This window comes from Pseudomonas sp. S2_E02 (genome assembly GCF_054668355.1).
Window position 1 is genome coordinate 285506 of sequence record NZ_CP162761.1, and the last position, 19506, is coordinate 305011.

The following is a 19506-nucleotide window of genomic DNA, read 5'->3' on the forward strand; positions in this document are numbered from 1 at the left end:
CAAGATAGTTGGCATGGATAGCCTCATCGATTTGAACACGGCGTCGGTGCTGCATTTCGGCCCCTTCGCCTTCCACCTGCGCCAACGGCTGATACTCGACGGAGATCGGCCTTTACGCATGGGCGGTCGTGCGCTGGACATTTTGCAGGTGCTGGTCGAGCGTGCCGGGCGAGTGGTCAGGAAGGAGCAATTGATTGCCCTGGTTTGGCCAACGTCGGTGGTCGAGGAGATCAACCTGCGCGTGCACATCGCCGCGCTCAGGCGCGCCTTGGGTGACGGCGAAAACGGTCAGCGCTACATCGTTAACGTGCCGCAATGCGGTTACAGTTTTATCGCCCCGGTGCGTTGCGACAGCGTCGCGCAAGTGGTCTTTGAGGGGCTGCGAACGCCCGAGCATAATCTGCCGGCGCGACTGACCCCGGTCGCCGGGCGCGACTCGCTGGTCGGCGGGCTGGTGCGGCAAATGCCGCTGTGTCGGCTGATGACCGTCACGGGGGCGGCTGGTGTGGGTAAATCCACTGTCGCGTTGCGGGTCGCGGAACTGCTGTTGCAGTACTACAGAGACGGCGTGTGGCAGATCGATCTGAGCTTGATCGACGACGACACACCGCTGCTCGATCAGGTGCTACGCACTCTTGAAAGCGATTTGCCCGGACTGTCCACTCGCCATGCGTTGCTGCTGCTGGATAACTGTGACCACCGTCTCGGCGCTTGCCGGGCAGCAGTTGAAACGTTGCTCGAGGCCGCTCCCCGCCTGTCGGTTCTCGCCACCAGCCGCGAGGCCTTGCAGGTCGGTCTGGAAACCCTTCAGGGCGTGCCACCGCTGACCCTGCCGAAACGTTCCGCAGGCGATTGCATCACTGAAGCCATGGGCCATTCTGCGGTGCAGTTATTTGTCAGCCGCGCTCGCGCACGACAGCATGATTTCTGCTTGCGTGAACAGGATGTCAAAGCCGTCCTGGAGATCTGTCGCCAACTCGACGGTTTGCCGCTGGCGATCGAACTGGCGGCGGCGCAGATCGATGCCTTGGCATTGGTCGGCTTACAGGCGCAAATGAGCAATGGTCTGCAAGTGCTCAGCCATGGCCGGCGCACCGCGGTACCGCGGCATCAATCGATGCAGGCGGCACTCGACTGGAGCTATCAACGCTTGAGCGAGCAGGAACAACGCGCGCTACAGCGGTTATCGGTGTTCAAAATGGCGTTTACCCTGGAGGCGGCGCTGGCGGTGATCAGTTGCCCGCAACTCGCGTCGTCGCGGCTTGCCGCGATCATTGAAGGCCTGGCGTGCAAGTCATTGCTGGTGGCGGAGCGGGGCGGCAGCACAGGCCGATACCGAATGCTCCACACCACTCGCTGCTATGCGCGCAAGCAACTGGAGCGTTGCGGTGAAGGGATTGATCTTGAGCGCCGGCATACGCTCTATATCAACCGGATACGCCGGGCCTCAGGCGTGCCTGTGCTCGCGTAAATCGTCGATCAGCAGGCGCACGTTGCGCAAATCCGGAGTCGCGTAGCCCTCGGTGAAGCGCTGATAGATCGGCGTGAGCAAATCCAGCGCCTCTTGGCAGCGCGATTGGCGCTGCCAGAGTTGCGCCAGTGAGGTGGCACTGCGCAGTTCCCATGCGAGCGCACCTTGGCTGCGGGCGATGGTCAGCGATTGTTGCAGGAGTGCTTCGGCTTCCTTGAGGGTCTCTTCGCGAGCAAGCTCGCTCTCACATGGGTTCCGAGTACACCCAAAATCCCTGTGGGAGCGAGCTTGCTCGCGAAGGGCCCCGTCCAGGCAATCCGGATCGTCTTTCAATAACGCAGCAGCCCGAGCCCGCAAAATCTCCGCCGTGCTCCATCCCGCATCACCACTCAGCGCTCGCTCAAACAGTGCGTCATCCACAAAGCGGTCATCCAGCGTCACCATGATTTCCCGAATCAGCCCACTGCTGTTCTTCGGCACGGGCGTGCTGGTTTGCGTGTCGATCACCTGCGCGTAATGTCGCGCCCACGTGTTGAACAGCAGCACCGAATGCTTCTGCGATTGTTCCAGCAGCAGTTGCAACAGCGCCCGGGCGTTCTGCTGATCGCCGTTGTAATGAGCGATCAGGCAACTGGCCAGTGCCAGGGTGTAACAAATCGAGGTGCCATGGTCGATCTGCACGGCAATATCCAGGGCCAGTCGCGCCGAATGCCACGCTTGCTCCGGCAATCCCTGCATCCATAGCACCCGCGCCAGCACCGTCAGCGACGCGACGCTCTGGTCGTATTGCACGCCAAAACCGTGGGTGAAGCGGTTGACGTGGCCGCTGTGTGCCATGCGCTGCAGCACCTGCTCGGCATGAATGCGCGCCTGCGGCTGGTCGCCGGCATAGTGCAGGGCCAGCACGCGTAAACGGTGGGTGCTCAATGACAACAACGGGTCGCCGTGCACGCCGAGGCGATCGAAGTGCTCACTCTGCGCCAGCGCCATGCGGTAGTGCCCGCAACTGAGGTTGACCGCCATGTGTCCGGACACCGCGCGCAATTGCCCGGCGACGTCGTCGTGTTCGAGGGCCAACTGCCGAGCCTCGACGAACGCCTGGATGGTTTCCGGGGTGCCTCCCCACGTGTGATAACAGGCACTGCCGAGGGCCAGTTTCAGGGAGATTTTCAGACGCGGGCAGGGGGCACCGAGTTCATCGAGCAGGCTCAGCGCCCGCCGCACATAGCCGCCATACTCCTTGAGCAGCGACAACTCTTGCCACAGGGGCGCCGACGCTGCTGTCAGGCGAATCCCCAGACTATCCGGGCCGACACCGTTCAGGCTCCAGTCCAGCGCCGCGCGCAGGTCTTCCAGCCCTCGGGCGTAACGCTCGATCCACAAAGCCGTCGGCGTCATTTCCCAATCGCTTTGCGCCTGTTGCATCAATGCCAGGCAGCGTTCGGCGTGGCGTTCGCGGGTTTCTTCGCATTCGGCGGCGTGCTCGAGTTTTTCCAGTGCATAGCGGCGGGTCGTGTCGAGCAGACGATAGAACACCTCTTCGTCACCGACTTCGACGCTGAGCAGGGATTTCGCCACCAGTTGGGTGATCGATACACACACCACACCCGGATCGATCTGTTGGCCGACGATGACGGCCGCCGCCGACTCCAGGGTAAACCCTCCGCAAAACACGCTCAGACGACGCAGGCAGGTTTGTTCGCACCGGTCGAGCAGGTTGAAGCTCCAGTCCAGCGTGGCGCGCAGGGTGAGATGGCGCTCAAGACTGCTTTGATTACCCGCTGCCAGCGGTGGCAAACGGCCCTGTAGCTGGCTCAGCAAACCTTCCAGGCCCAGTTCGGCGACCTGCGCTGCCGCCAGCTCCAGCGCCAGAGGAATACCGTCGAGTCGGTGGCAGATTTCGATTGCTTGCGGCAACTGCGCATCGCTCAGTTCAAAGCTTTCCTGCGCGGCCGTGGCCCGTTCGATGAACAGTTGCAGCGCCGAATAATCCAGCGCTTGCTGACGATTCAATGTCGCGTTCATCAATGGGTATTCGAGCGAATCGAGACGCTGCACGAATTCGCCTTCCGCCCGCAGGCTCTCGCGGCTGGTGGCGAGGATATGCACCTTCGGCGCGCCGCGCAGAATGCTTTCGCTGAGCATCGCGACGGCATCGATCAGGTGTTCGCAGTTGTCGAGCAATAACAGCATCTGTCGCTGTTGCAGGCCATTGACCAGCGCCGCCAGCGGATCGCCTTCGGGGAGTGCCAGATCGAGCAGGGCGGCCAGGTGTGAGCAAATCAGCCGCGGATCGTTGAGCGGTGCCAGGTCCACCAGCCGAATACCGTCGCGGTAATGCCCGATCAACTGCTCGGCCACGCGCAAGGCCACCGTGGTCTTGCCGATCCCGCCGGGGCCGACCAGGGTGATGCAGCGTTGGCGCGGCAACTGCGTCATCAAGCTGTCGACCAGCGCTTGGCGGCCGAGCATCCGCGTGCGCCGCAAGGGCAAATTGTGCCGACCGCCAGCATCGCCCACAGGACGCTCCTCCATGGATTGCGGTAGAACCGGGGCGACGAAACTGTAACCGCGTTGCGCCACGGTGATGATGTAACGCTGGCCGGCCTGACCGTCACCGAGGGCTTTGCGCAGTGCCGCCATGTGCACCCGCAGGTTGATGTCCTCGACCACGCTGTCCGGCCAGACCCCGGCCATCAGTTGCTGCTTGCTCACCACTTCGCCGGCATGGGCCAGCAGAATCAGGAGGATGTCCATCGCCCGTCGGCCCAGGCGCAATGGCTGCTCGCCTTCGAGCACCAGGCGTTGGCCGGGATGAATCCGATAGGGGCCAAAACCGAGGGCCTGATTCGGGGAAAGACTCAACAGCTCACTCCTGCGGTGCTGCGGCGGACAGAGCGGAGTAGGGCCGGGCGCGTGCGCAGGCCTTCTATTCCGGGGTGTCCCGGCATAATCCTCAGGTTTGAGCGTCAGTGCAACGGGTGCCGCGATCAAAACATGGCGGGTTGTGAACGCTGGGCTTTGGGTTCACGCATGATCTGGCAGCGCCAGGCAAACGGATTAATGCCCTCGCTGCGGGTAAACATATGGCAGAAATGCGCCTGATCGCAGAACCCGCATTCCAGGCTGATTTGCGTCAGGCTCAGGTCGGTGTGCTGGATCAGCAGCTTGGCTCGCGCGAGACGCTGGGTGCGAATCCAGTCCTGCGGCGACACCCCGGTGCTGCATTTGAATGCGCGGGAAAAATGGCTGCGTGACAGTGAGCAGGCGCGGGCCAGTTCGGTCACTTCCAGGCTTTCGCCGAGGCGTTCGAGGATCAGTTGTTTGACCTGTCGTTCGCGTTGCGGACTGAGTCCGCCGACCCCGGTCTTGCGTGGTTCGTTGGCAGGGGCAAGGGCGACGCTGTGCTGTAAGTGAGCCATGGCCAAAGTCCGTGTTGATGGGGAATGCACGGTCGGCGCATCCCCTCAGGTCAAAAAAACAACGCTGCGCAGAGGATTTCATTGTTGGCCGAGGGCGGGAGACTGACGAGTTAATCGTTGTTAATTCCAGCGCATTGGCCTGAACTCAGCACATCCCTGCAAGTCTGCGCCCCGCGGTTTGCGGCACGATGACTGCAAGCGTGGCGAACCGAGGGGGCGCCGCAATCGGCAGGTCCAAGGGGAATCAAATGAAAGGCATCTTTAACGCAGCGACGGCGCTGACGTGCGCGCTGGTGATTTCCGGTGCCATGGCTCAGGCACCACAGCAGGGCACTCAGGCGCCGGGCTATTTCCGCCTGGCCGTGGGGGATTACGAGGTCACCGCGTTGTTCGATGGCTACAACGACCTGTCGCCCAAGCTGTTGCAGGGCATGAGTCAGAGTCAGATCCGCGCACTGCTGGCACGCCGTTCGATTGAAACCCCGGGTGTCCAGACGGCGTTCAATGCCTTTCTGGTCAACACCGGCAAGCAACTGATTCTGGTCGACAGTGGCGCCGGGCAATGCATCGGCGCCACCGCCGGGCAGCTCGTGGCGAATATGCAGGCGGCCGGCTACCGGCCAGAGCAGGTCGATACGGTTTTGCTGACGCACCTGCACCTTGATCATGTCTGTGGTCTGGTCGATGCCCAGAAACAACCGTTGTTCAGCCATGCCACGGTGTATGCCGCCAAGGCTGAAGCGGATTACTGGCTCGATCCGGCCGCGCTGGCCAAAGCTCCGGCCGGCGCCCGAGAGTTTTTCAAGATTGCCCAGGACTCAACCGCGCCCTACGTCGCCGCCGGGCGTTTCAAGACCTTCGCCGCGGGCCAGTCGCCGTTGCCGGGGTTAGTCGAAGCGACACTGGAAGCCGGACATACGCCGGGCAGCACCACCTACCGGTTCACCTCGCAGACTCAGAGCATCGTCTTCATGGGGGATCTGGTGCATAACCTCGCTGTGCAGTTTGAGCATCCGGAAGTGTCGATCGGCTTTGACGTCAACAGTGCGCAAGCGATCAACGCGCGTCAGGCGGTCTTCAGCGCGGCGGTCGCCAGCAAGACGTGGGTGACGGCGGCGCACCTGCCGTTCCCGGGCATCGGTCACATTACCGCGCAGGGCAAACATTTTCAGTGGGTGCCCGTGGAATACGGTCCGTACAAGCGCGCGGCCAAGGTGCCGTTAATCGAGTAAAGTGCGCAGCGCCCACCCGCAAAAGCAGCTGACACCGAAAAGGAAAACATGCCCATGAACCGTAACGATCTGCGTCGAGTTGACATGAACCTGCTGGTGATTTTCGAAGCGCTGATGTTCGAAAAGAACCTGACCCGCGTCGCCGAAAAGCTGTTCATGGGGCAACCGGCCGTCAGCGCTGCGTTGGGGCGTTTGCGTGATCTGTTCGACGATCCGTTACTGCTGCGCAACGGTCGCGGCATGGAGCCGACCGCGCGGGCGCTGGCGATTCTCAAAGAGCTGCAACCGGCGATGGACGTCATCTCTGGTGCGGTCAGCCGGGCCAAGGAGTTCGAACCGGCGAGCAGTTGCGACGTGTTCCGCATCGGTTTGTCGGACGACGCCGAGTTTGGTCTGTTTCCGCCGCTGTTACGTCAGCTTCAGCAAGAGGCGCCGGGGATTGTCGTGGTCGTGCGCCGCGCCAATTACTTGTTGATGCCGGCACTGTTGGCCTCTGGGGAAATCTCAGTGGGCGTCAGCTACACCACCGATCTGCCGGCCAACGCCAAGCGCAAGACATTGCGCGACATTCCCTGCAAAGTCCTGCGCGGCGACGACCGTCCCGGGCCGCTGACCCTCGACGAATACTGCGAGCGCCCGCACGCGATGGTGTCGTTCTCCGGCGACCTGAGCGGCAATATCGACATGGACCTGGCCAAGGTCGGTCGTACCCGCCGCGTGGTGTTGGGCGTGCCGCAATTCAGCGGCCTGCGCGCCTTGCTCGCCGGCACCGAGATGATCGCCACTGTGCCGGATTACGCCGCCTGCGCGTTGGTGGAAGGGTGTGCGCTGCGCGCCGAAGATCCACCGTTTCCGATCGATGCGGCGCAATTGTCGATGGCCTGGAGCGGGGTGCATGACAACGATCCGGCGGAGAAATGGCTGCGCTCGCGGATCAGTCAGTTCATGGCGGCGCCGCTGAATATCCCGGCTAGCTGAATCCCTACGCCAATCTCAAATACAGCACTGATCCCTGTGGGAGCGAGCTTGCTCGCGAAGGCGTCGTATCAGTCGATAAATATTTCGAATGACACACCGCTTTCGCGAGCAAGCTCGCTCCCACATTGGGACGGCGTGATCCCTGAGTTGTTGGTGGTTTAAACATCGCCGTTTAAGCAACACCATCAGACACTCTTTCAGGCTACGCAACCTTGCGCCTTTGCCTACAGCTACGCCAGAATCCGCCGGCTTGTGCGCTTGCGGTCGGGTCTCTATCGTTTGGTGGTCGCTGAAAACTCAGCGATCGGGTTTAGCGACTCGGACCAAAAAAAGTGCATCAGCGCTCCATACTTCGTAGCAGGCTATCGTCTGCACTTCGCTATGGCGGCTGTATGCGGGAGACCTTCGGGTCTACCGGGTTGCCTTTTACCGGTTCGCTAACCTGCATACGGTCGCCACCTCGACCACTACCTCCTTCCACCCGGCTCCACGCCACCGCCACGCAGAACTCGCGGAACCGCCGACACCAAAGCCGAAGAACTGCTGACTGACGCCAGCGAAACACTTGCATCGGCCAAAACCATCGCCCAGGACGTCGCCCACCTGTTGCCCGCGCCGCAGCGTCGGGCGTTGTTGGGGATTGCGCAGTTGATCATGCTCGGTGAACTGGCGGTGAATCGGGTGCTGGATAACCTCGAACCACCGGCCTGAACCCATTCCCTGTGGGAGCGAGCTTGCTCGCGAAGGCGTCGGGTCAGTTATAAATACTTTGAATGGCACGCCGCTTTCGCGAGCAAGCTCGCTCCCACAGGGATTTGCGGTGCTCCAAGAATTTTGGAATGTCGCAGAACTGAGCACATCTATCCAATTTCCTCCCGACCATCATTGGCATGATTCCAGTCAATGACATTTCAAGGGTCGGGTCATGAATGCCTCAACAGATGAACAGGCACGCGACATCGGTTTGCTGTTCCTGCGCGTCAGCGGCGGGTTGTTTCTGCTCTGGGTCCACGGCTTGCCCAAGCTGCTCGACTTCACTGCGCAACTGCAACTGATCGAAGACCCGTTCCACCTCGGATCTCACCTCACGTTGATTCTGGCGATCTTCGCCGAAGTCCTCTGTCCACTACTGATCGTCGCCGGGGTGCTGGCGCGATTGGCGTGCTTGCCTATTCTCTTTGTGCTGCTGGTGGCACTGCTGGTCGTGCATCCGCAATGGAGTGTGGCCGAAGGGCAGTTCGGCTGGTTGCTGTTGATCCTGTTTACCACTGTGTTGATCGCCGGGCCGGGACGGCTGGTGATTCCTGTTCGTTTGCCCGGAGTGCTGCGTTATGCCTGAAGTCCTCGATCCACAAACGCCGGGGGCCGATGAGACGGTCACGCTGATCATCAAGCACCGGGTCAAGGCCGGTTTCGAGTCAGCGTATGAGGCCTGGCTGCGCAATATCGTCCGCGTCGCGAGCCAGCGTGAAGGCCATTTGGGCGTGGACGTGGTGCGCGGCAAGCGCGGGCGTCTCGATTTCTACACTTGCGTGCTGCGTTTCAGCTCCACTGAAGCGATGCAGGGGTGGCTGGAGTCGCCGCAGCGTCAGGCACTGGTCGCCGAAGCGGCGCCGATGCTGGCTGACGGCGATCAGACTGAAGTCGCGCCGATCAAGGAGTTCTGGTTTACACCACTGGCCGATGCCGCTTCGCCGCCGCCGCGCTGGAAGCAAGCGGTCGTCACGCTGCTGGTGATTCTGCCGCACACCTTGCTCGTGCCGCTGATCTGGGGACCGCTGCTGGCACTGCATCCGATTCTTTCCAACTACGTGGTGGCCACGTTCCTGATCACCCTGACCATCGTTCTGTCGGTGGTGTACGTGGTGATGCCGCCGGTCACCCGTTTGTTTACGCCGTGGCTCGAAGCCAGCCAAGCCCATGAACACCTCGATTCCCAAGAGACCTCGCCACGCTGAGCGCGCGGGGTTTGCTCCTTTTCACTTTGCTTGAGGAACTGCGATGAGCGCCGATCTGATTTTATTCAATGGCCAGTTTCATACCGTAGACCGCACCAAACCGCTGGCCAGTGCCGTGGCGATCACCGACGGCCGCTTCGTGGTCGTTGGCAACGACAACCAGGCCATGGCCCTGCGCGGGCCGAACACGCAAGTGGTCGATATGCATGGCCGCTGCGTCATTCCCGGCCTCAACGACTCGCACTTGCACTTGATCCGTGGCGGTTTGAACTACAACCTCGAACTGCGCTGGGAAGGCGTGCCGTCGCTGGCCGACGCGCTGCGCATGCTCAAGGATCAGGCCGATCGCACACCGACGCCACAATGGGTGCGCGTGGTCGGTGGCTGGAATGAATTCCAGTTTGCTGAAAAACGCATGCCGACCCTCGAAGAAATCAACCAGGCCGCGCCGGACACACCAGTGTTCATCCTGCACCTGTATGACCGTGCGCTACTCAATCGCGCCGCCCTGCGCGTGGCCGGCTACACCCGCGATACGCCGAACCCGCCGGGTGGCGAGATCGTTCGCGATGCCAACGGCAACCCGACCGGCATGCTGGTCGCGCGGCCTAACGCGATGATCCTCTACTCGACGCTGGCCAAGGGGCCGAAGCTGCCGCTGGAATATCAGGTCAACTCGACCCGCCAGTTCATGCGCGAACTCAATCGCCTCGGCCTGACCAGTGCGATCGATGCCGGCGGTGGTTTCCAGAACTACCCGGACGATTATCAGGTGATCGAGCAACTGGCCAAAGACGACCAGTTGACCGTGCGCATCGCCTACAACCTGTTCACCCAGAAACCGAAAGAAGAGCTGAGCGATTTCCAGAACTGGACCGGCAGCGTCAAGTTGCATCAGGGCGATGACTTCCTGCGCCACAACGGCGCCGGGGAAATGCTGGTGTTCTCGGCAGCCGATTTCGAAGACTTCCTCGAACCACGCCCCGATCTGCCGCAGACAATGGAGGAGGAGCTGGAGCCGGTGGTGCGCCACTTGGTCGAGCAGCGCTGGCCGTTCCGTTTGCACGCGACCTACAACGAGTCGATCAGCCGCATGCTCGACGTGTTCGAGAAGGTCAATCGCGACATTCCGTTCAACGGTCTGCCGTGGTTCTTCGACCACGCTGAAACCATCACCCCGCAAAACATCGAACGGGTGAAAGCACTGGGCGGCGGCATTGCGATTCAGGATCGCATGGCGTTCCAGGGCGAATACTTTGTCGACCGCTACGGCAAGCAAGCCGCCGAAGCGACGCCACCGATCAAGCGCATGCTCGCCGAAGGCGTACCGGTCGGCGCCGGCACCGACGCCACGCGGGTGTCCAGCTACAACCCGTGGACGTCGCTGTACTGGATGGTCAGCGGTCGCACCGTCGGCGGTCTGGCCTTGTACGAAGAAGGTTTGCCGCGCGCCACCGCGCTGGAACTGTTCACCCACGGCAGCGCCTGGTTCTCCTCGGAGCAGGGCAAGAAGGGCCAGATCAAGGTCGGCCAACTGGCGGATCTGGCGGCGCTGAGCGCGGACTTCTTCCATGTCGAGGAAGAAGCGATCAAGTGGATCGAATCGGTCATGACCGTGGTCGGCGGCAAGATTGTCTACGCGGCCGGCGACTTCGAAGACCTCGGCCCACGCTCGATTCCAGTGCTGCCGGACTGGTCGCCGGTGGTCAAAGTCCCGGGCCACTGGCGGCCAAATTCGCCATTGCAGGCGCAGGTTCACCAGTGCAGCGGGCCGTGTGCAGTGCACACCCACAGCCATGAAAAGGCGCGGATGTCGAACGCACCGGTCAGCGATTTCGCCGGTTTCTGGGGCGCGTTTGGCTGTTCCTGCTTCGCTTTCTGATTTTCCCTGAAGCGCCGGCCATCCGGTCGGCGCTTCACGCTTCATCCATCCATCCGTCCATCAGGAGTTTTCCCATGAGCGTTCCTTACACACGTCTGAACAAAGATGACGCGGTTGTATTGCTGGTCGATCACCAGACCGGTCTGATCTCGCTGGTCCAGGATTTCACTCCGAACGAATTCAAGAACAACGTGCTGGCGCTAGGCGACATCGCCAAGTTCTTCAAGCTGCCGACCATCCTCACCACCAGTTTCGATGCCGGCCCCAACGGCCCGATCGTGCCTGAGCTGCGCGAGCAGTTCCCGGATGCGCCATTCATTCAGCGCCCGGGCCAGATCAATGCGTGGGACAACGAAGATTTCGTCAAAGCGATCAAGGCCACCGGTCGCAAGCAACTGATCATCGCCGGTGTGGTGACGGACGTTTGCGTGGCGTTCCCGACCCTGTCGGCGATTGCTGAAGGCTACGAAGTGTTTGTGGTGACTGACTCGTCCGGCACCTTCAACACCACCGTGCAGCAGGCGGCGTGGGCGCGGATGTCGGCGGCGGGTGCCCACCTGCTGAACTGGTTCTCGGTGGCGTGCGAGCTGCAGGGTGACTGGCGCAACGACATGGAAGGTTTGGCGCATTTGCTGTCGGAGCGTCTGCCTAACTATCGCAATTTGATCAACAGCTATACCAAGTTCACTGCCAAGTAATCGGCTGATCTTGAAGAACCCCTCATCGGAACGCCGCCCGCCTAACCCTCTCCCGGAGGGAGAGGGGACTGACCGAGGGGTTCTTGCGAGGTACACCGACCTGCGAAACCGAGCCGAACTCAGGTCTTGAAATGCCCGGAGATCGACTCCTTTCGTGGTACGTCGACCTGCAATACCGAGTCGAACTTCAATCTTGAAATACATGGAGATCGGCTCCCTTTCCCCCTGGCCCCCCTGGGGGAGAGGGCTGGGGTGAGGGGGTAGGCTCTTGATCTTGATCTTGCCGCTTCAACGCTTCTGCAACCAACCGAGAAACCCACCTTTCCTCACCGCCACCGGTTTAGTCATCAACGCGAGGCGACTGTTCTGCTGACGCACCGCCTGCAATTTATTCAACGCCTGACCCACCTCCGTGCGGTGCTCCATGCAATGACGGGTGAGGCTCTTGTCGAGTCGATAAATGATGCTCGACGTCAACGCCGTGAACGTCGCCTGCGACGGCGTATCCGCCAGAATGCTCTGTTCACCCATGACCTCACTCGGCCCCATCCGCCCAGCCTCGACCTGGCTGTCGCCGTCCGGCACCGTCGCACTGACCACCCCGGTGGCAATCACGAACAGACTGTCCGGAACCTCGTCCAGATCCAGCACCACCTGGCCCGCCGTGTACTGCTGGGCAATCATCGATTCCGCCAGACGATCGCGCTCATCACTGCTCAGCGAGCGGAAGATTTTCACTTCATCGAGCAACGCACGGGCGCGGGTCGAGGGTTCGATCACGCCATCCGGATGCCGCGAAATCCCTGCCGCTTCCAGATGCCGGTGGGCGAGGTCGAACAGTTGATTGCGTACTTCGCTTTTCTTGCCGAGCTCGGCGATGAACCCGCTGGCGACGTACTCCGACATGGTTTCGCCGGCCTCTTTCAGCACGGCTTTCGGCGCTGGCGTCAGCAACAGCGAACTGCTGCCCTGCAAAGTGCGATCAAGCGCATCGAGTACCCGCCGCGGGCGGATGTGATTCGGCACCTGAATGCTGATCGACACGCCATGCATGTTGTTCGGGCGGCTGAGATTGACGATCTTCGCCTTGGCCGCGACCGAGTTCGGCACCACCGCCATGGTCCCGGCGCTGGTCAGCAAGTGCGTGGCGCGCCAGTCGATGTCGAAGACCTTGCCTTCGACGCCGTCGATCACCACGAAATCATCCACCTGATACGGCTTGGTGGTGTTGAGCACGATCCCGGAAAACACATCGGCCAAGGTGCTTTGCAGCGCCAGACCGACAACGATGGCCACCACGCCCGAGGTTGCCAGCAGTCCTTTTACCGGCAATTCCAACACGTAACCGGCTGCGGCGACGGTGGCGACCAGAAACACCAGGGCGCCGATCACGTCCTGCAGCAAACGACCGCTGTGGCCGATGCGGCGCATCAGCGCCAGGCCGATGACTTCGGTCAGCACCCGCGCGGCGTACAGCCACCAGAGAATTCCCAGTGCCGTCGCACCCAGTTGCGCCACGCGGTCATCGGTGAATTGTGGTGCTTGCAACGGACTGACGCCGGCGTTGATCACCAGCGCCGTGAACGCCAGAAACAACACCAGGCGCACTCCGACTCTCGGGGCGCGATGGGTGAAGGGCGAGAAGTGCCAGAGCACCGCGTCGAGCAGCAGCAGGGCAGCGCTCCAGGACAGCAGGTGAGTGTAGAAAAAGGTCATGGCCGATGCTCCGCAGTGTCTGCCAATCAAAAGATCGCAGCCTGCGGCAGCGCCTACAGAAGAACGTATTCCAATGTAGGCGCTGCCGCAGGCTGCGATCTTTTGCTGTTAAGGATTCAGATGAGTTTTCAGTTCAGCCGCCGCCTGACGCACCGCCGCTTTCACTTCCGCAATCTGACTCAGCGGATTGAGCAAACCAAAGTCATGAATCATTCCGTTGTAACGCACCGAGGTCACCGCTACACCCGCCGCATCCAGGTGCCGCGCATAGCCTTCGCCTTCGTCACGCAGCACATCGAACTCGGCAGTCTGCACCAGTGCCGCAGGCAAGCCCTTGAGCTGTTCGGCGCTGGCATTCAGCGGCGAGGCATGGATCTGCGCACGCTCGGCCGGGTTGGTGGTGTAGTTGTCCCAGAACCACTGCATCATGCCTTTGGTGAGGAAGTGGCCCTCAGCAAATTGCTGGTACGAACCGTCGTCGAACTGCGCGTTGGTCACCGGCCACATCAGCAGTTGGAAGCGCAGCGCCGGGGCTTTCTGCTCCTTGGCCATCAACGCCACGACCGCCGCCATGTTGCCGCCGACGCTGTTGCCGGCCACGGCCAGGCGCTTACCGTCGACACCGATCTCCTTGCCGTGCTCAGCCACCCATTTCGTCGCGGCGTAGGCCTGGTTGATCGCGGTCGGGTACTGGGCTTCCGGCGACGGCGTGTAGTCGACGTACACCGCAACCGCGCCAGAACCCACCACCAAGTCACGAATCAAGCGTTGGTGGGTCGGGAAATCGCCGAGCACCCAGCCGCCACCGTGGAAGAACATGAACACCGGCAACTCGCCTTTGACTTTGGCCGGCCGCACCACTTTCAGGTTGAGGGTCTGGCCATCGACCTTGATCGCTTTGTCACTGACTTCAACACCGGACAAGTCCACCTTCACCGAAGCCTGCGCGCCGGTCAGCACCGCACGGGCGTCTTTCGGGCTCAGTTGCTCCAGCGGTTTGCCACCACCGGCGGCGAGGGCGTTGAGGAAGGCTTGGGTGTTGTGTTCGACACCGCTGGTTTCGGCGGCGAAAGCGTTGCCGATGGACAGGGCGAGGAGGGAAGCGGTGAGGGTTTTCTTGACGATGTTCATGGTGGAAATCCTTTTGAATGTTTTTGATTTTTTATGCCTGGGTTGCGGGCTGCTGTGGCGCTGGGCTTCAGGGCCTCAGCAACACCGTGAGCACAGATTAATGGGCTGCTCAAAAGTGAAAAAGCGGCTATAAAGCGTTTAACTGTCTACCAGAGAGTGACAATGAACCCGTTCGAAGACATGCGTATTTTTTGCCAGGTCATGGACTCCGGCAGCTTCACCTCTGCGGCCGATCAACTGGGCCTGTCCAAGCAGTTCGTCAGCCGACGCTTGATGCAGTTGGAAGAGCGTCTCGGCGTGCGGTTGTTGAACCGCTCGACTCGGCGTCTGGACGTGACGCCGCTGGGGCAGAGTTATTACGAGTCGGCGTTGCGCCTGTTGGGTGAAGTCGAGCAAGTGGAGCAGGGCATCGCCGGGCAAACCGCCGAACCACGCGGGACGATTCGCTTGAGCGCGCCGCTGTCGTTTGCCGTGGCACATCTGGGCTGTCTGCTGCCGCTGTTCTTGCAGCGCTATCGTGAGGTTACGGTAGAGGTCGATCTGAGTGATCGGCCGGTGGATTTGCTCGGTGAGGGCTACGATCTGGCGCTGCGCATTGGCGTGCTCGAAGACTCGACGCTGATTGCCCGGCGCATCGCGTCGATCGAACGCGTGTACTGCGCCAGCCCGGCATACCTCGCCGAGCGCGGCACACCGCTCAAGCCTGAAGACCTGCACAGCCATGACTGCCTGCCTTATGGCCATGGGCGTTCGGTGCAATGGCGCTTTAACGCGGGGCAGGGTAAGCCGTTGTTGGTGAATGTCACCGGGCGCATGCGCGTTAACAACGGCGAGTTGCTCAGGGATGCCGCAGTGCAGGGGATGGGCATTACCTATTTGCCGACGTTCATTGTCGGCGCGGCGCTGAAGGATGGCCGGTTGGTGCCGGTGCTGGATGACTTGCGCCCCGAGCCGCTGACGTTATCGGCGGTGTATCCGCAGCATCGTCAGGCCTCAAGGCCGGTGCAGGCGCTGGTCGAGTTTTTGCGTGAACGCCTGAACGAGAGCCACGTCGACCTCTGATTTATACGCAGATCAAACTGTAGGAGTGAGCCTGCTCGCGATGGCGGTGTGTCAGTTAAAACATCATTGGCTGACCCTCAGCATTCGCGAGCAAGCTCGCTCCCACATTTGATAAAGGTCGTCTGTGAAATCTGCGCACGCCACAAAACCCTGTAGAAGTGAGCCTGCTCGCGATAGCGTTCTGTCTGTCACAGTTTCAGTGTCTGAACAACCGCTATCCGAGCAGGCTCATTCCTACAATTGATGGTGTTTGTCTGTGAAATCTGCGCACGCCACAAAACCCTGTGGGAGCGAGCCTGCTCGCGAAAGCGTTTCGTCTGTCACAGCTTCAGTGTCTGAATGACCGCTATCGCGAGCAGGCTCACTCCTACAATTGATGGTGGTTGTCTGTGAAATCTGCGCACGCCACAAAACCCTGTGGGAGCGAGCTTGCTCGCGAAAGCGGTGTGTCAGTTAAAACATCATTGGCTGACCCTCAGCATTCGCGAGCAAGCTCGCTCCCACAGTTGATAAAGGTCGTCTGCGTAATCTGTAAACGCCGCAAAACCCTGTAGGAGTGAGCCTGCTCGCGATAGCGTTCTGTCTGTCACAGCTTCAGTGTTTGAATGACTGCTATCGCGAGCAGGCTCACTCCTACAATTGATGGTGGTTGTCTGCGTAATCTGCGTATGCCACAAAACCCTGTGGGAGCGAGCTTGCTCGCGAAAACGGTGTGTCAGGCAAAACATCATTGGCTGACCCACAGCATTCGCGAGCAGGCTCGCTCCCACAGGTTTTGCGGTGTGTCTAATGATCAGTTGGCGCGCTTGTCATCGCCCGGCTCGCCGCCGACATGTACGCCGCGATCATCGCCGGCTTCAGCCGCAGCGTGGACGCCACGATCATCACCGACTTCACCAGCGCGGTGGACCCCGTGGTCATCGCCGACTTCACCGGCGCGGTGGACGCCATGATCATCTCCCGCTTCAGCATGGGCGCCGTTGCGGCCGGATGAGGCGCTGTCGCCCGAGTGTCCCGAGCCGTGGTCGCTGCCGCTGTGGCCACTGTTGCCACCGCCACCGCCACCACCACTGCCACTGTTGCCGCCACCGCCGTGACTGCCTCCGCCGCCACTTCCGCCCCCACCATTTCCACCGCTGCCACCACCGTTGCCACCGTGACCGCCCCCGCCCCCGCCACTTCCTCCACCTCCGCCTCCACTTCCGCCGCCCCCTCCGCTACCGCCACCACTCCCACCATCCTTGGCATGAGCACTGGATACCCCGGACAAACTGTCCGGAATCAGCACCGTAGACGCTGACAGAACTGCGCCGATGGCCATTGCGAGCACGAGCTTTTGAATGTGCATATCGTTCTCCGTCTTTGTGGTTTTGTTGGGAACGTAAAAGTGCATTGTTGCAGGGACCGGACCCGTTCCCAGGGGTCAGTGAATACTCGAAGCCAGTTCGAAAATCGGGATGTACATCAGGATCACAATGACCCCGATCAGCAGGCCGATGAAGGTCATCAGCAGCGGCTCGAACAATTTAACGAACCACTCCAGCCAGCGGCTGATTTCCTCGTCGTAGAAGTCGGCGCTGCGTTCCATCATCTGCCCGAGGTTGCCGGACTGTTCGCCGGCGCGCAGTAGGCGCAGGGACACCGGTGTCACCAGGTGATTGAGCTCCAGCGCGGTGGACAATGACTGCCCCTCGCGCACCCGCTCGCAGGCCTGATCCAGGCGCACCCGCGAGGCAACGGTGAGCAAGCCACGCACCATGCTCATGGCGGTCACCAGCGGAATTCCGCCTTGCAGCAGAATCCCCAGCGAACGATAAAACCGCGCCAGCTCATACATGAAAATCCGTTGATGCACGGCTGGCAGTTTCTCCACCAGCCGATCCAGCCCACGGCGAAACGCCGGTTGCTTCTGCAGGACGGCGAGGGCAATGACCAGCGCCGCCAGCCCGCCAAAAAACTCAGCCTGATGCGCATGCAAAAACATGCCGCTGCTCATCAGCACCTGCGACAGCCACGGCAGGTTATTGCCCAAGCCTTCAAACACCAGACTGAAGCGTGGCACCACGTAACCCATCAAGAACAACACCACGCCACCACCGACGATCAGCAGCAGCATTGGGTAGATCGAGGCACTGATGATCTTCTGCCGTACCTCGTCCATGCGCTGCCGGTAACTGACGTAACGGCCCAATGCATCGCCGACCGCGCCGGTCTTCTCGCTGGACTGTACCAGCGCCACGTACAGCGGCGGGAACACCGCCGACAACTGGCCCAACGCCTGCGAGAAGGATTTGCCCTCATAAAGCAGGCGCACCAGCTCACTCAAGGTTTTCCGGGCAGCGGGGGCGGTTTCTTTTTCGGCGAGGCTTTCCAGCGCATCGATCAACGGTAGGCCGGCATTGAGCAGGGTGGTCAATTCCTGGCTGAATAACACCAGGTTGAAGGTCTCGCGCTGGCGCAGTTTCAGTGAGCGCCAATGCTTTTCGGCGTGCGAGCTGAGCACACGCAAGCCCTGATCCTCGGCGATCCGCCGTGCGTCGCTGTCACCCGCCGCTTCGACGCTCAAGGACACCACGCCCGCCTTGCCGACCGCTTTCAAATGAAATCGCATGGGCCGCGCTCCGTTTACTGCCAGTTGGTCACTTCAGCGTTTTCACCTTCACCGCCGGGCTGGCCGTCCTTGCCCATCGAGAGCAAGTCGTACTCGCTGTTTTCGCCGGGATAGCGGTAGGTGTAATTACGTCCCCACGGATCCTGCGGGAGCTTTTTCTGCAAGTACGGGCCGGTCCATTTCGCTTCGTCACTCGGTGCAGTGACCAAGGCCTGCAAGCCCTGTTCGGTGGACGGGTAGTGGCCGACTTCCAGTCGATAGATATCCAGCGCTTTGCTCAGCCCTTCGATCTGCGCCTTGGCCACTTTCACTTCCGAGCGACCGAGTTGGGCGAAGTATTTCGGCGCGACGATCCCGGCCAACAGGCCGAGTACCACCAGCACCACGAGCAATTCGAGCAGGGTAAAACCGCGTTGGCCACGCGGACGAAATTGCAGCTTCATGATGACCTCCCGTAAGTGGCAGCCGTGTCGCCTGAAGGGCCTATGCAATTGCCATGCTCAGCCTCACTGAAAACCGGCTGATTGGCTGAAGCCCTTGTAAATCGGGCATTTCAAGAGTCGGCACAGTGCTTGCGTATGGCTCAAACGTGATCGGCCATTGGGGCATTTCCCCCAATTTATCGGGGTCGATCCGGGGAGGCCCGACATGAAATTTCTCGCCAGCGGATTGCTCGGATGTGTGCTGCTCAGCGGCGCCGCGCAAGCCGACGTATTCATCTCCGTGGACGCCAAGGGCAGCTATGTCCTGTCCAACGTTCACCGGCCCGGACGCACCTACGAACGGGTGATCCACGAGGCTGAAATGCCTGTGGCCAGCCTCGATCAACAGCCACAAATGATCGCCAACCAGCCCTACGCGGAACTGGTCTCGGCAGCCGCCAAAGTCAATCAATTACCCGAAGCGCTGCTGCACGCGGTGATCAACGCCGAATCCCACTACAACCCCGGTGCGACCTCAGCCAAAGGCGCAGGCGGACTCATGCAGTTGATGCCCGACACCGCGCGCGAACTCGGTGTGACCGACGTCTACGACCCCAAGGCCAACATCCAGGGCGGGGCGAAATATCTCAAACGCCTGATGACCTTGTTCGACAACGACATTGCTCTCGCCGTGGCGGCCTACAACGCCGGGCCCGACGCGGTGCTCAGCCGTGGCCGGGTGATTCCGCCGTTCGCCGAAACCCAGCGTTATGTACCGAACGTATTGCGTCAGTACCGGCGTCTGCAGGGCCTGGCCATGGATGCGCCGTTGTGACCCAACCCGGTTTTCCCCACATTCGGGGGCAAACCGCAGAGGCCCGAAAAGTGGGGAAAACCGGTGGGGAATATCCCCCGGATCCTCA

At 61.1% G+C, this 19506-nt stretch carries 16 protein-coding genes and 1 pseudogene; 10 read left to right on the forward strand and 7 right to left on the reverse strand.

Going from position 1 to position 19506, the window contains the following annotated elements; genetic code table 11:
• Window positions 1-13: 13 nt before the first annotated feature.
• The gene (locus AB4O01_RS01180) at window positions 14-1471 is read left to right on the forward strand and encodes an ATP-binding protein (RefSeq protein ID WP_099758568.1); all 1458 of its coding nucleotides are present in this window, start codon (window positions 14-16) and stop codon (window positions 1469-1471) included.
• On the opposite strand, the gene AB4O01_RS01185 is transcribed toward AB4O01_RS01180, so the two are convergent.
• Together AB4O01_RS01185 and AB4O01_RS01190 are read right to left on the reverse strand one after the other, a co-directional pair.
• Window positions 1448-4336, reverse strand: coding sequence for an ATP-binding protein (locus AB4O01_RS01185; RefSeq protein WP_460090367.1), 2889 nt, complete (start codon window positions 4334-4336; stop codon window positions 1448-1450). The genes AB4O01_RS01180 and AB4O01_RS01185 overlap by 24 nt on opposite strands.
• Window positions 4337-4461: 125 nt before the next feature.
• Entirely contained in the window at window positions 4462-4893 is a 432-nt protein-coding gene (locus AB4O01_RS01190; protein WP_093439325.1) for a helix-turn-helix domain-containing protein, read from the reverse strand.
• Between the two features lie 248 nt (window positions 4894-5141).
• Here AB4O01_RS01190 and AB4O01_RS01195 point away from each other — a divergent pair, with 248 nt between their 5' ends.
• The 7 genes and pseudogenes from AB4O01_RS01195 (at window position 5142) to ycaC (ending at window position 11641) form a co-directional block, all read left to right on the forward strand.
• Window positions 5142-6125, forward strand: a complete 984-nt coding sequence (locus tag AB4O01_RS01195) for an MBL fold metallo-hydrolase (protein ID WP_093439322.1) — start codon at window positions 5142-5144, stop codon at window positions 6123-6125.
• A 54-nt stretch (window positions 6126-6179) separates the two neighbouring features.
• Window positions 6180-7103 (forward strand): LysR family transcriptional regulator, encoded by a 924-nt coding sequence (locus AB4O01_RS01200; protein WP_093439319.1) that lies wholly within the window; start codon window positions 6180-6182, stop codon window positions 7101-7103.
• Between the two features lie 444 nt (window positions 7104-7547).
• Window positions 7548-7814, forward strand: a pseudogene (locus AB4O01_RS01205) (DUF6124 family protein); the annotation flags it as partial.
• A 214-nt stretch (window positions 7815-8028) separates the two neighbouring features.
• On the forward strand, window positions 8029-8442 hold the full coding sequence (locus AB4O01_RS01210; RefSeq protein ID WP_460090371.1) for a DoxX family protein: 414 nt from the start codon (window positions 8029-8031) through the stop codon (window positions 8440-8442).
• A complete protein-coding gene (locus AB4O01_RS01215) occupies window positions 8435-9061 on the forward strand; it encodes an antibiotic biosynthesis monooxygenase (RefSeq protein ID WP_093439313.1) in 627 nt (208 codons plus the stop codon). The genes AB4O01_RS01210 and AB4O01_RS01215 overlap by 8 nt, the downstream gene beginning before the upstream one ends.
• 43 nt (window positions 9062-9104) lie before the next feature.
• Entirely contained in the window at window positions 9105-10943 is a 1839-nt protein-coding gene (locus AB4O01_RS01220) for an amidohydrolase (RefSeq protein ID WP_099758574.1), read from the forward strand.
• Between the two features lie 74 nt (window positions 10944-11017).
• A complete protein-coding gene (ycaC, locus tag AB4O01_RS01225; protein WP_007913541.1) occupies window positions 11018-11641 on the forward strand; it encodes an isochorismate family cysteine hydrolase YcaC in 624 nt (207 codons plus the stop codon).
• 288 nt (window positions 11642-11929) lie between these two features.
• Here ycaC and AB4O01_RS01230 read toward each other — a convergent pair whose 3' ends face one another.
• Window positions 11930-13357 carry a mechanosensitive ion channel domain-containing protein gene (locus AB4O01_RS01230; protein ID WP_460090372.1) on the reverse strand — a complete coding sequence of 476 codons (1428 nt, stop codon included), beginning with the start codon at window positions 13355-13357 and terminating at the stop codon, window positions 11930-11932.
• A gap of 108 nt (window positions 13358-13465) precedes the next feature.
• Window positions 13466-14488 carry an alpha/beta hydrolase gene (locus tag AB4O01_RS01235; RefSeq protein ID WP_460090373.1) on the reverse strand — a complete coding sequence of 341 codons (1023 nt, stop codon included), beginning with the start codon at window positions 14486-14488 and terminating at the stop codon, window positions 13466-13468.
• A gap of 162 nt (window positions 14489-14650) precedes the next feature.
• On the opposite strand from AB4O01_RS01235, the gene AB4O01_RS01240 reads away from it, so the two are divergent.
• On the forward strand, window positions 14651-15550 hold the full coding sequence (locus tag AB4O01_RS01240; RefSeq protein WP_460090375.1) for a LysR family transcriptional regulator: 900 nt from the start codon (window positions 14651-14653) through the stop codon (window positions 15548-15550).
• Between the two features lie 793 nt (window positions 15551-16343).
• Here the strand turns inward: AB4O01_RS01240 and AB4O01_RS01245 are convergent.
• From AB4O01_RS01245 to gspG, 3 genes are all read right to left on the reverse strand, one after another.
• Window positions 16344-16898 carry a hypothetical protein gene (locus tag AB4O01_RS01245; protein WP_460090376.1) on the reverse strand — a complete coding sequence of 185 codons (555 nt, stop codon included), beginning with the start codon at window positions 16896-16898 and terminating at the stop codon, window positions 16344-16346.
• A 75-nt stretch (window positions 16899-16973) separates the two neighbouring features.
• Window positions 16974-18161, reverse strand: a complete 1188-nt coding sequence (locus AB4O01_RS01250; RefSeq protein ID WP_460090377.1) for a type II secretion system F family protein — start codon at window positions 18159-18161, stop codon at window positions 16974-16976.
• A gap of 14 nt (window positions 18162-18175) precedes the next feature.
• Window positions 18176-18604: a type II secretion system major pseudopilin GspG gene (gene gspG / locus AB4O01_RS01255; RefSeq protein ID WP_064120121.1), complete on the reverse strand. Its 429-nt coding sequence runs from the start codon at window positions 18602-18604 to the stop codon at window positions 18176-18178.
• Between the two features lie 205 nt (window positions 18605-18809).
• Here gspG and AB4O01_RS01260 point away from each other — a divergent pair, with 205 nt between their 5' ends.
• Window positions 18810-19418, forward strand: coding sequence for a lytic transglycosylase domain-containing protein (locus tag AB4O01_RS01260; protein WP_093439292.1), 609 nt, complete (start codon window positions 18810-18812; stop codon window positions 19416-19418).
• The last annotated feature ends 88 nt before the right edge of the window (window positions 19419-19506 follow it).